At 40.0% G+C, this 11,970-nt stretch carries 11 protein-coding genes; 8 read left to right on the forward strand and 3 right to left on the reverse strand.

Annotated features, from left to right (window positions below; translation table 11 throughout):
- Nucleotides 1–21 precede the first annotated feature (21 nt).
- The gene (locus N5852_RS08820) at nt 22–1,731 is read left to right on the forward strand and encodes an ABC transporter ATP-binding protein/permease (RefSeq protein WP_262097440.1); all 1,710 of its coding nucleotides are present in this window, start codon (nt 22–24) and stop codon (nt 1,729–1,731) included.
- 89 nt (nt 1,732–1,820) lie between these two features.
- Here N5852_RS08820 and N5852_RS08825 read toward each other — a convergent pair whose 3' ends face one another.
- Entirely contained in the window at nt 1,821–2,141 is a 321-nt protein-coding gene (locus tag N5852_RS08825; protein WP_262097441.1) for a heme-degrading protein HmuQ, read from the reverse strand.
- 191 nt (nt 2,142–2,332) lie between these two features.
- Here N5852_RS08825 and N5852_RS08830 point away from each other — a divergent pair, with 191 nt between their 5' ends.
- From N5852_RS08830 to N5852_RS08860, 7 genes are all read left to right on the forward strand, one after another.
- Nucleotides 2,333–4,540: a TonB-dependent hemoglobin/transferrin/lactoferrin family receptor gene (locus tag N5852_RS08830; RefSeq protein ID WP_262097442.1), complete on the forward strand. Its 2,208-nt coding sequence runs from the start codon at nt 2,333–2,335 to the stop codon at nt 4,538–4,540.
- 224 nt (nt 4,541–4,764) lie between these two features.
- Nucleotides 4,765–4,950 (forward strand): hemin uptake protein HemP, encoded by a 186-nt coding sequence (gene hemP, locus N5852_RS08835; protein WP_262097443.1) that lies wholly within the window; start codon nt 4,765–4,767, stop codon nt 4,948–4,950.
- 9 nt (nt 4,951–4,959) lie between these two features.
- Nucleotides 4,960–6,021 carry a hemin-degrading factor gene (locus N5852_RS08840; RefSeq protein WP_262097444.1) on the forward strand — a complete coding sequence of 354 codons (1,062 nt, stop codon included), beginning with the start codon at nt 4,960–4,962 and terminating at the stop codon, nt 6,019–6,021.
- A 178-nt stretch (nt 6,022–6,199) separates the two neighbouring features.
- Nucleotides 6,200–7,111 carry a heme/hemin ABC transporter substrate-binding protein gene (locus tag N5852_RS08845; protein WP_262097445.1) on the forward strand — a complete coding sequence of 304 codons (912 nt, stop codon included), beginning with the start codon at nt 6,200–6,202 and terminating at the stop codon, nt 7,109–7,111.
- Between the two features lie 8 nt (nt 7,112–7,119).
- Nucleotides 7,120–8,226, forward strand: coding sequence for a FecCD family ABC transporter permease (locus tag N5852_RS08850; protein ID WP_262097446.1), 1,107 nt, complete (start codon nt 7,120–7,122; stop codon nt 8,224–8,226).
- The gene (locus N5852_RS08855) at nt 8,226–9,014 is read left to right on the forward strand and encodes a heme ABC transporter ATP-binding protein (RefSeq protein WP_262097447.1); all 789 of its coding nucleotides are present in this window, start codon (nt 8,226–8,228) and stop codon (nt 9,012–9,014) included. The genes N5852_RS08850 and N5852_RS08855 overlap by 1 nt, the downstream gene beginning before the upstream one ends.
- 171 nt (nt 9,015–9,185) lie before the next feature.
- Nucleotides 9,186–10,169: a TerC family protein gene (locus tag N5852_RS08860; protein WP_262097448.1), complete on the forward strand. Its 984-nt coding sequence runs from the start codon at nt 9,186–9,188 to the stop codon at nt 10,167–10,169.
- Nucleotides 10,170–10,257: 88 nt separating this feature from the next.
- On the opposite strand, the gene hemF is transcribed toward N5852_RS08860, so the two are convergent.
- The gene (gene hemF / locus N5852_RS08865; protein WP_262097449.1) at nt 10,258–11,172 is read right to left on the reverse strand and encodes an oxygen-dependent coproporphyrinogen oxidase; all 915 of its coding nucleotides are present in this window, start codon (nt 11,170–11,172) and stop codon (nt 10,258–10,260) included.
- A gap of 209 nt (nt 11,173–11,381) precedes the next feature.
- The gene (locus tag N5852_RS08870; protein ID WP_262097450.1) at nt 11,382–11,843 is read right to left on the reverse strand and encodes a tRNA (cytidine(34)-2'-O)-methyltransferase; all 462 of its coding nucleotides are present in this window, start codon (nt 11,841–11,843) and stop codon (nt 11,382–11,384) included.
- Between the last annotated feature and the right edge of the window lie 127 nt (nt 11,844–11,970).

Consider the following 11,970-nt stretch of genomic DNA (forward strand, 5'->3'; position numbering starts at 1 on the left):
CAATTTATAAATAAGGCTGAGATGAAATATTCTTATTATTTCAAACTATTTTTGGCACCTTTCAGCCTTAAAACATTTAATTGGCAAATTTGGGCTTCGCTTATCCTAACCATAAGCTGCCAATTCCTGTTTGTATATATGAGTGTTTTTATCAATGAGTGGCAAAAGCTGTTCTACGATGCGCTTCAGCAATTTGATGGTGAAGCAGCATTTCACTTAATTTTTATTTATATATTTTATTTATCAATTGTTATTTTAAGCATTGTTGTTGGCAGTGCATTCGGCAAAATTTTAGTGTTTTTATGGCGACGAGAACTGAACAATTATTTTAGTGACAAATGGCTAGATGACCATCGCCATTATATGCTGCGTTTCAACCAATATCCTGATAATCCAGATCAACGTATAGCCGAAGACATAAGATTATTCACGGCTGAAAGCGTTTTTTTATTCAAATCGCTATTAACCCATGCAACGCGATTGTTAACCTTTATTGTCATTTTGTGGAATCTTTCACCGCTCGTTGATATCACCTTAAAGGATGCACAATATACATTGCATGGCTATGTATTTTGGATAGCCCTAGCCTATGGCGTTGTATCAACATTAATTATCCATTGGATTGGTAAAATCTTACTTTCTCTCAACATAGATCGCCAACATAGGGAAGCTGATTATAGAGCAAAGCTGGTACGACTGACGGAAAAAAGTGAAGAAGTTGCATTTTATAATGGTGAAGCATCCGAAAATAAACATCAAAAGCAACTATTTGATGCTATAGGCGATAATTGGTTTCAAATCATCAAAGTTGAGATAAAATTAGAATCTATAACCGCATTCCAATTTCGCTTAACCAGCTTTATTCCAATTATTGCGGTACTGCCATTTTTTTTGAATAAAACCATAACCTTTGGCGACGTGATGCAAATACAAAGTGCCTTTGCCATTGTAGCTGATGGCTTTGGCTGGATAGCCACTTATTATAAGCGTTTGATTGAATGGTCATCATTCATCAAACGCTTGGCCGAATTTGATACAGCCTTAAATATTTGCCCTATAGCAACAAAATGCAACCAAAGCGACAATGATCTATCCAAGCAACGAAGCGTCCCTAAAAGCTCCTTTCTTTCCATCCAAAATGTTAAACTTTTTTATCCAGATAAAACACCATTAGGCTATTTTCCTGATATTAAACTGGAAAAAAGCGATTGGCTTTTGGTTGATGGCAAAAGCGGTGCAGGAAAAACAACATTTTTACGCTATTTAGCTGGACTTTGGCCGTTTTGCCAAGGAGATCGCGCGTTTTTCGGGCGCATGCTCTTTTTACCACAAACGCCTTATTTGTTTAAAGGCTCGCTACGCACTGTCATAAGCTACCCTGCAAATAATAATTTTAACGATGAAATCATAAAGGATGCACTGAAATTGGTAAGCCTAAACTTAGGCGACAAAATAGACCATGATGACAATTGGCAGCAAATATTATCAGGTGGCGAGCAACAGCGTGTCTCTATAGCCCGCGCTATACTTTACCAGCCAGATATTCTTTTTCTTGATGAAGCAACCAACCAACTTGATCACGATAATGCACTTAAATCCATGTCTTTATTGAAAAAACACTGTCCCAATACAATAGTCATCTGCATAACACATCAAGATGAAATCAAGACACTATTCAACCAAAAACTTGTTAAAGACGACCAAAAATGGACGTTACAAATAAGTAATTAAAGCTGACTTAACTGTATTAAAAAAAATGGCTGCTTTGTATTATTGGTTTAAAAAAACAACCACGAGCAAAGCAGCCGATCTATCAGCGATTAAGCCTTTTCAGACAAAATAACTTCAAAACCTTCAAAATGTGGTGGTCCCGCAAAAACATGGCGGCGTTCACCAGCACCCTTATGGGCATCGCGGAATTGCTCTGACTTCGTCCAACTGATAAAATCTTCACGATCTTTCCAAACAGCATGCGAAGAATAGAGGCTGGTATTTTCATCCTTATCAGTGTCACATTTAAGTAAATGAAACTCTACAAAGCCCGGCAATTCTTTCAAACGGCTTTCACGCTCTCTCCAAATAGTTTCAAACTCGGCTTCATTACCTTTATTGACTTTGAAACGGTTCATTGCGATATACATAACTTATTATCCTTTAATATATAACGGATCATCAACCCTGTTATTAAACCAGCCCAAATGATAAAAATCAACTTTTTTCTTGACTGTTAGTATCATGTTTAATAGTGACTATCCATGATATGAAGCGTAGCCAGCCAATCTAATGTGGCAAGCCAAAGCTTTTCAAAAGAATTGAGAAGGATGGTATCTTAATGTATTGGTTACAATTAAAGCGTTTAAAACATTATGCAGCATTTGGCGTTATTGCCATTTGCGCAGCAAGCCCTGCATCAGCGCAAACAACGAATCAGACTACAAATGCAACGTCTGATTCTCAAACGCTAGATACTGTCGTGGTTGAAGGTAAAAAAGAAAGACTTGACCGTAAAGCCACAGTATTAACAGATAGTATTTCAGGCGAAACAATTGCCAAAAAACAGGTTGATGATATTAATGATATCTCAAGACTTGATCCTGCTATTTCTTATAGCCGCGGCTCGGACAGTTTTACCATTCGCGGACTTGATCAAAACCGTGTTTTAACAACAATTGATGGCGTGCCTATTACTTGGTTTCCTGATCCTTCAAACCGAAATTTAACTGGGGGCATTTCCTCATTTAACATCTCTTCACTTTCAAGCCTTGATATCGTGCGTGGTTCAGATTCTAGCCTTTATGGTTCCGGCGCACTTGGCGGTGTTGTTATGCTCCGTACTCTTGACCCAGAAGACCTATTGACTGGTGACAAAAATTGGGCCTCCCTTACTAAAGGAAGCTACGATTCATCAAATCGCAGCTGGCATATTGACGAAGCTTTCGCTGTGCGCGCCAATGATACTTATTTCTTGTTGCAAGGCGGTTATGTTGGCGGCAAACAGCGCGAAAATAACGGTTCTGTTGGTGGTTATGGCGTTGATCGCTCAATCGCTAATCCAGCAGACTTTGATAATAATAATTTGCTTTTCAAAGTTTATCAGCATGTCGGCAAAGAGCATCGCTTTGGCTTCACGGCTGAACGATTTTATTTTGATGGCACCACACATGGCTTAAATCAAGCCGTACGCACTTATACGCCAGGTACATTCTATGAAGATCAAACGAAAAAACGTGAACGTTTTTCTGCATCTTATGATTACATGGGTAATGGCGATGGTTGGCTAGATGAAGCACATGCCAATGTTTACTGGCAGCGCCAACGCTTAGAAACTAGCCAATATGGTAATCGTATTCCTGTACCAACAGGCTTTTACTTACGCGACGCACAGACGGAAGAACGTGTATATGGCTTCAATGTCAATGGTTTTAAAACATTGCAACTGGGTGCAACAAGCCATACAGTTCGTGTTGCAATTGACACGTCATTTTCAAGATATCAGCAATATGCTGGTGGTGAAGATAGCTGCCCACCCCCACCCTACACACGCCCTTTCATGACTTGCCAATTCATGCACGTCAATCAAGCAGATTCACCTACAACAGAAAGTAAGAATTTTGGTTTTGCTTTTGAAGATGAAATTGCATTTTATGATGGTCGCGTAAGAATTACACCTGGTGGCCGTTTTGACTGGTATGAGCGGGATCCAAAACACAGCGCACGCTATGAACAAAATTCTGGCTTCACTGGCTATCCAGATTCGCAAAGCGACTCACGCTTTTCACCTAAGTTACGTGGTGAATGGGATGTTGCCAATAAGGTCACACTTTACGCACAATGGGCTCAGGCATTTCGCGCTCCAACTGCCTCTGAACTTTATTTCAACTACACAAACCCAGGATTCTATTACACCCGCGGTAATCCAGATTTAAAACCTGAAACAAGCAATGGTTTTGATATTGGTGTTCAACTTGGCGATAAAGATTTAGGTGGCTCAATCAGTGTGTTTAGCAACCGTTACAAGAATTTTATCGACCAAGTTAGCTTAGCCGGTAATAGAGAATTCCCACTTGGTCGCTTTGAAAATATTAACCGTGCACGCGTTACTATTTCTGGTGTTGAAGCAAAAGGTCATTGGCAAATTGGTAATGGTTGGCATACAAATTTTGCCCTTGCCTATGCTGAAGGGCGCGACACCGATAAGGATGAGTATCTAAACTCTGTTCCACCTTTCAAGGGCATGGTTGGTTTAGGCTATGCGCAAGAAATTTGGGGAGCAGATGTTAATTTAACAGCCGCTGGCAAACGTAATAAAGTAGCTAAAAATTCAGATTATGCGCGCGCCCCTGGTTATGCTGTTGTTGATTTAACTGGTTGGTGGGAACCAATGGGTGAAAAAGGGCCACGCTTACAAGCTGGTGTTTATAATCTTTTTGATAAAACCTATTGGAATGCTTTGAATCTACGTTCTTCAACATCCTATCCTAAAGAATATTTTAGCGAACCAGGCCGTAGTTTCAAATTATCATTCATTCAAAAATTTTAAATCAATATAAAGAGGTAGGTCTATCCTACCTCTTTATATGACCTTGTTAAATTAGTGCGCTAAGCAATTGATAGTTATATAAAATGCGTTTATTGCGCCTTCTCTACTTTTACAATTTATTTAGTCTAACTAAGTGTAACAAAGCAACAAATACCAACCCTTAATGCGCTTTTCCCTTTTATAGCGCGGCTCTTAAAAAACGGAGAAATAAAATGGGAATGATCATGGGAGATGCAGTTAAGAATAAGTTAGCAGATGATGCAGATCTGTCTGCTGCGACATTGCTTACACCGCCAATCATAGATAGCGCTCAACTTTTTAAAAATAGTCGTGAAGTTATTATCATTCACGAAAATACCACTTATCGCTTAAAGAAAACGCGCTTTGGCAAGCTAATATTAAACAAATAGGAATTTTCCATGTTGAACGCAAAAGCACAAGACATCATCACCAAACATAAAGCCGCAGTCGCTGAAAGTGGCGTGAAACTGCGCGAACGCGATTTTGTGAAGTCTATCGGCATCACTGAAGCTGAACTCATTTGCGCCTATGCCTGTAACAGTGAAGCCCGCCAATTAAAGGTAGACATTGCTGATCTTTTAGAAAAGGCTAAAACTTTTGGTAAAGTCTTATGCATTGTACGCAATGATTCAGCCGTACATGAAATGCGCGGACATTTTGAAAAAACCTTTTATGGTGAAGGTGCATCGCTCACATTAGGCGAAATTGACTTGCGCATTATCAATAAAAACTGGGCTTTTGCGTTTGAAAAGCAAGTTGAGATCATGGGCAAAAAATATAATAGCATCCAATATTTTGATAAGTTTGGTACTGCTGTATTTAAGATTTATGAACATGAAGGCACCGACCATGATGCATGGAAAGCTTTTGCTGACCAGAATTCACTTGGTACACCAACCGACATGATCAGCGTTGAGCCTTTTACAAAAGAAGCAGCAAAGCGTGAAGGTGATCTTGATATTGAAGAATTCCGTCGCCGCTGGAGTGAAATGAAAGATGTGCATCAATTGCATAATATTTTAAAAGATATGCAAGTTGAGCGCCATGAAGCAAACCATATTGTTGGCGATCGTTTTGCTTACGAATTGGATAAAAGTGCGATCAAAACCATGCTTGATAAATCTCATGAACAAGATTTACCAATTATGTGCTTTGTTGGTAATCGCGGTTGCATCCAAATCTTTACCGGCAAAATTGGCCCAGTCAAACCTTATGGTGAATGGACTAATATTATGGATGAGCAATTCCACCTTCATTTACTGGAACCCAATGTTGCTAAAATTTGGGCTGTAAAAAAGCCAACCAAAGACGGCGAAATCACCTCTATGGAAGTATTTGATAAGGACAATAATCTTATCATTCAATTCTTTGGCAAACGTCAAGAAGGCGAAAAAGAACTAAGCGCATGGAGCGACCTAATGGCATCGCTACCACGCCTAGAGCAAAGCGCTGTTGCTTAATAAGTTAAAATTGGTTGGAGGAAAAAACAAAAACCTTTCCTCCAACCAAACTTTGGGTAAAACGTAAAATTTTGCTTAAACTCTCACTCTTCAACAATGATACTCATCATAATTAATATCTTAAAACTGACAAATTAATTTTAACATTAATCAATAAAGAAAATCACAGGATAACACGATGTTTTATAAAACTATCAAAAAGCCGTTTTCTCTTTGGCAAAAGATACTTATCCAAACAATTCTTATTCTGTGCCTGTTTTCGGTTAGCCATACCGCACAAAGCGCGGAAACCGAAGTTTTACCTAAAGACTCCAAAATTATTGTTATTGGTGGCGCTTTAACCGAGATTGTCTTTGCACTTGACGCACAAGATAGGATCATTGCTCGCGACATGACCAGCACCTATCCAGAAGCTGCCAAAGCTCTACCAGATATTGGCTATATGCGTGCTCTATCTGCCGAAAATGTACTTTCTCTCGCCCCAAAAGGTATTTTGTTGGTTGACGGCAGTGGCCCAAAAACAACCATTGACATTTTGGAAAAAGCATCAGTGCCGATGGTCATTGTGCCAGAAAGCTTTAGCCGCGATGGTGTTATTAACAAAGTGCGCAGCGTTGGCAAAGCGCTAATGCTTGAAGATAAGGCTGAAGAACTTATTGCTAAGCTTAACGACGATTTCAACAAAACCGATGAATTGACTGCCAAGGTCACAGAAAAGAAAAAAATTCTTTTCGTACTTTCAGTCCAAAATGGTCGCGTTATGGCGGCTGGTAGCAATACGGCCGCTGATGGCATCATCAAGCTTGCAGGCGCTGAAAATGCTATTACCGGATTTGAAGGCTACAAGCTCTTAAACGATGAAGCATTACTGGCTGCAAAACCTGATATGATTTTGTCAATGTCGCCATTTCCAGGCCGTCCTGTGACCACCCAGCTTACCGATTTACCAGCTGTTAGAGCAACCCCTGCAGCTAAAAACAATATGATTAAAGATATGGAAGGGCTTTATTTGCTTGGCTTTGGCCCGCGCACAGCTGCTGCAGCACGTGATGTCGCAGAATTGCTTTATGGCCCAAATCAATTGAAATAGGAATAATAATGTCTTTGTCGAGCCACACTGTGCCTGTTCCAAAGAGCGAAACTCTTGCGGCAATGAAAAAAGGTGACAGAAGTCTTCGTGGTCAATTGGTTTTAATTACCCTTGTACCAATCTTCATTATCTGTGTCCTTTGTGGCCTTTTATTAGGACAATCAGAGGTTTCATTACTACGACTAATTAGCAACTATTTTAGTGCAGATAACATTAAACAAGTGCAAGAGAGTAATGATTACCTCGTTCTGATAGACATTCGTTTGCCAAGAGTTCTTTTAGGTATATTGGTCGGCAGTGCCCTTGCTGTTTGCGGTGTTTTAATGCAAGGCTTATTCCGCAACCCTTTAGCAGACCCCGGTATTGTCGGAGTATCGGCCGGAGCAGGTTTTGGTGCAGTTGTGTTTATTGTGTTAGGACATCTTCTGCCTGTGAGCCTAACACCAATAATTGGATCTTTTGGCATTGTATTGAGTGCATTTTTAAGCAGTTTGGTTATTACTCTACTGCTTTACTCCATTGCAACCCACAACGGAAAAACATCCATTGCAACCATGCTTTTAGCCGGCATTGCTATTTCATCATTTCTTTCGGCGATCATTGGTATTTTAGTTACAAAAGCAAATGATCTTCAACTACGCGATATCCAGTTTTGGAGTCTGGGTTCATTGGTTGGAACAACAATGGATAAAGTGCTCATTTCAGCGCCATTCATCATAATAGGTCTTTGCATTGCCCCCTTTTTAGCCAATGGTTTAAACGCCCTTGCATTAGGCGAACCCGTTGCTGGACATCTAGGGTTTCCAGTGCAGAGGCTCAAAAACATATCAATTACCTTGGTTGCCTTAATGTGTGGTGCGGCAGTTGCGGTCAGCGGTGGCATTGGTTTTGTTGGTATTGTTATACCGCATATATTGCGACTAATTATTGGCCCTAACCATCGTTACCTTATCCCCTGCTCCGCACTGCTGGGTGCGTGCTTAGTAATTTTAGCAGACTATCTTGCAAGAACAGTTAATTATCCGGCTGAATTGGCAATTGGCATAATAACGGCACTTATCGGTGCCCCCTTCTTTCTTTGGATTTTATTGCGCCAACGCGGGATGATGTTATAATGATAAAAGTTGAAAATCTTAGCGTAAATCGCGGTAAAAAAACAATTATCGAGAATTTAGCTATTAATATTAAAGCGGGTGAATTAACTGTTATTATAGGCCCTAATGGTTCTGGCAAAACAACTTTACTCAGCGCACTTTGCGGTGAGTTACAATATGGCGGTGATATTTACATCAATGGACAAAATACACGTCATATAAAAGCATGGCAACTTGCTTGCCAACGCGCTGTTTTGCCACAAGCCAGCACTATGTCTTTTCCATTTTTAGTGCGTGAAGTGGTGGCAATTGGCTTATCAGCAGGCAATGGCCGCTTATTAGCTAGTGATGATGAATTAATTTATGCGGCTTTAAGTAAAGTGGACTTAGTTGATTACCATGCAAAATTTTACCAAGAGCTTTCAGGCGGTGAACAGGCGCGGGTTCAGCTTGCCCGTGTTTTATGCCAAATTTGGCAACCCGAATATCAAGGCAAGCCTTGCTGGCTAATGCTTGATGAGCCAGTTGCCGCCCTTGATATAGAACATCAATTAACGGTTATGAATATCGCCAAAGATTTTGTTAAGCAAGGCGGTGGTGTCATTGCTATTTTGCATGACTTGAACCTTGCAGCCCGCTATGCTGATCATCTTATTTTAATGCAAAAAGGTAAGATTGCTGCCAAAGGCACGCCACAAGAGGTTATCACCGCGACAAACCTAAAAAATATTTATAATTGCTATCTACCAGTCAATTCCCTGCCTCCTGCCCATGTGCCATTCATTCTACCTCAAGCGGATATGGTTTAATTTTTTTTAAACCTTACCCTTGAATTGAGTAAAAAGCAGCCCTATCTTGTTTGCATGGGCCGGGCCCCTCTGGTAGTTTAATTTGAAAAACTGCGATGTCGGACCACTTCGAGTTATCTTGAGGTCCGCCCGATTTTGTCTGTGGATCTCTTCCAATTAATTGAGGTCTTTATGGACATGTTTTTTATGCCTTTTCTAGGCACCCCAATTTGGCTGTGGCTATTTTTCCTTGTAATTGTTTTATTTCTTCTCGTGCTAGACCTTGGTCTTTTTAACCGTGGTGACCATGAAATTGAAATCGGTAAAAGTTTAAAATTATCCGCCTTTTATATTAGTCTTGGCGTTGCTTTTTCTGGCATTGTTTATTGGCAAATGGGCGCAACTGAAACAGCGCAATATTTAACCGCCTTTGTCGTTGAAAAAACCCTATCGCTTGACAATATTTTTGTCATTGCGCTTATTTTCTCTATGCTGGCTATTCCTCGCCAATATCAACATCGCGTATTATTCTGGGGGGTATTAGGTGTTATTATACTGCGCGGTTTAATGATCGGCTTTGGCTCCGCTATCGTCGCCAATTATCACTTTGTTCTTTACCTCTTTGCAGCATTTCTTATCTTTACGGGTATTAAGATGCTTTTTGCCAAAGATGAAGCAGAGCCTGATATGAGCCGTAATCCGGTATTATGTTTTGCCCGCAAATATTTGCGCGTAACAGATGATCTTCACGGTAATAAGTTTTTTGTTAAAAAGCAACAAAACGGCACATTATTGCGTTTTGCAACACCGCTTTTCCTTGCACTCATAATGGTAGAATTTACCGATATTATTTTTGCAGTAGATTCAGTACCAGCTGTATTTACCATTACAACTGACCCGTTCATTGTTTATACGTCGAATATATTTGCGATATTAGGTCTTCGCGCATTGTTCTTTGCGCTTGCTGCTGTGTTGCACCGCTTTGCCTATTTGAAATATGCACTTTCAGTATTGCTTATTTTCATCGGCAGTAAAATGTTTATCGCCGATCTCATGAATTGGGATAAATTCCCTGCGATTTGGTCGTTAATTATTACTTTTGGTATTTTAACAATTGGTGTTGTTGTATCACTGTTGAAAACAAAAAATAGTAACCACCATTCAACAAATAACTAAGATTTAATCGACTTTTATTAACTAAAAAAACGCTGCCAAATTATAATATTTGACAGCGCATAAAAAATTTTGATAAACTATAAAAGCCTTAAGGCCAGCGCACGGCAGGCGGTAAAGAGGAGAGAATAGCATCTACATTGCCTCCGGTTTTTAAACCAAAAAGCGTACCGCGATCATAAAGCAGATTAAACTCCGCATAACGACCGCGTTGAATAAGTTGCTCTTCGCGCTGCTCCTCTGTCCATGGTTTATTAAAATTTTGCCTTACGATATAGGGATAGACAACTGCAAAGGCGCGACCAATATCACGAGTAAAATCAAAATCGGCATCAAAGCCGCCCTGCTCTTCACTAGAGTGCAACCAATCATAAAAAACGCCGCCAATACCACGTGGTTCTTGTCGATGCTTTAAATAAAAATAATCATCGCACCATTTTTTTAGCTTGTCATAATCAGCAACATCCTTGTGCTTATCACAAACAAAGCGAAATGCTTTATGAAATGCAACACTGTCGCTATCTTGCTGGGTGCGCCGCTCACTAAGCATTGGAGTTAAATCTGCACCACCACCAAACCACTGGCGTGTTGTTACAATAAGCCGCGTATTCATATGAACAGTTGGTACATGTGGGCTTTGCGGATGGGCAATTAAAGAAATAGCAGAAGACCAATAACGCGGATCTTCCTCTGCGCCAGGAATTGCCTTACGTAGCTCAGGTTCAATCTCGCCAAACACTGTCGAGGTCATAATCGCCGCTTTTTCAAAAACGCGACCATGAAGAACAGATCTTACACCACCACCTTGCAAACCACCTTGTTTTTGCCAAGGGATACGCTCAAATTTTGCAGGCGCATATTCGCTAAGCTGCCCTTCAAGATCACGTTCAATCTGTTCAAAACTTAGGCAAATACGGTCGCGCAAATCTTCAAACCATTTTGAAACCTGAGTTTTTTTCTCGTCAATATCTGCCGGTATATCACTTGGAATCAACGGAATCTTCATAAGCGTTCTCTTAACAACGGGTTAAATTTGTGGTGCTTAGCAATTGTTCTATGTCTAACCGCGAACTGCAATGCTCCATGTAAGCTTTACACAGCTTTATATGCAGATTGCCTTAGTAAGCTGGAAACTTATTAATCAATATTACGTTTTCTTATCAAGATCGGAGTTTTATAAAACATAAAATCTGCTAATAAGATCTGTTTCAATGCTTAATCATTTAACAAAATTTGCCGCTTGGCTTCACCTGCTGCCATAGCAACGCTTAAAGCCAAATTGAGCGAGCGTGCATGAGGGCTCATGGGAATGGTAACTCTTTCATATGCGTAATTATGAACATCATCAGGAACGCCTGCGGATTCACGTCCAAAAAGCAAGCAATCATCAGCTTTAAACGAAAAATCATAATAGGCTTTATCAGAATGAGTGGTAAATAAAATAATGCGCCGCTTTTCCGCTGCCATCAATTTAGTAAATTCTTGCCAATCCTGATGGCGGCGTAAATGGGCTAATTCCACATAATCCATGCCCGCTCGTTTCAAATTACGGTCAGAAATATCAAAGCCTGCTGGTTCAATAATATTGATACCTATATCAAGACATGCACCAAGGCGAATAATAGTGCCTGTATTACCGGGGATATCGGGTTGGTATAAAGCGAGCTGTAATATCATTGAATGAACAAACCATTTGAAATGAAAATATGATATAAGGCATTAAACGGATTCAAACAAAAAATTCAACATAATTTGCTTTTTGTGTGCATTCCATTCCCCAAACAATCTATATGTAGCTTTAAGC

This window comes from Bartonella sp. HY328, assembly GCF_025449335.1.
In the GTDB taxonomy this organism is placed as follows: domain Bacteria; phylum Pseudomonadota; class Alphaproteobacteria; order Rhizobiales; family Rhizobiaceae; genus HY038.

Bases quoted from the DNA above. Each gene is read 5' to 3' on its own strand.
- N5852_RS08820 (WP_262097440.1), top strand. From the start codon at position 22: ATGAAATATTCTTATTATTTCAAACTATTTTTGGCACCTTTCAGCCTT.
- N5852_RS08825 (WP_262097441.1), bottom strand. From the start codon at position 2,141: ATGTATATCGCAATGAACCGTTTCAAAGTCAATAAAGGTAATGAAGCC.
- N5852_RS08830 (WP_262097442.1), top strand. From the start codon at position 2,333: ATGTATTGGTTACAATTAAAGCGTTTAAAACATTATGCAGCATTTGGC.
- hemP (WP_262097443.1), top strand. From the start codon at position 4,765: ATGGGAGATGCAGTTAAGAATAAGTTAGCAGATGATGCAGATCTGTCT.
- N5852_RS08840 (WP_262097444.1), top strand. From the start codon at position 4,960: ATGTTGAACGCAAAAGCACAAGACATCATCACCAAACATAAAGCCGCA.
- N5852_RS08845 (WP_262097445.1), top strand. From the start codon at position 6,200: ATGTTTTATAAAACTATCAAAAAGCCGTTTTCTCTTTGGCAAAAGATA.
- N5852_RS08850 (WP_262097446.1), top strand. From the start codon at position 7,120: ATGTCTTTGTCGAGCCACACTGTGCCTGTTCCAAAGAGCGAAACTCTT.
- N5852_RS08855 (WP_262097447.1), top strand. From the start codon at position 8,226: ATGATAAAAGTTGAAAATCTTAGCGTAAATCGCGGTAAAAAAACAATT.
- N5852_RS08860 (WP_262097448.1), top strand. From the start codon at position 9,186: ATGGACATGTTTTTTATGCCTTTTCTAGGCACCCCAATTTGGCTGTGG.
- hemF (WP_262097449.1), bottom strand. From the start codon at position 11,172: ATGAAGATTCCGTTGATTCCAAGTGATATACCGGCAGATATTGACGAG.
- N5852_RS08870 (WP_262097450.1), bottom strand. From the start codon at position 11,843: ATGATATTACAGCTCGCTTTATACCAACCCGATATCCCCGGTAATACA.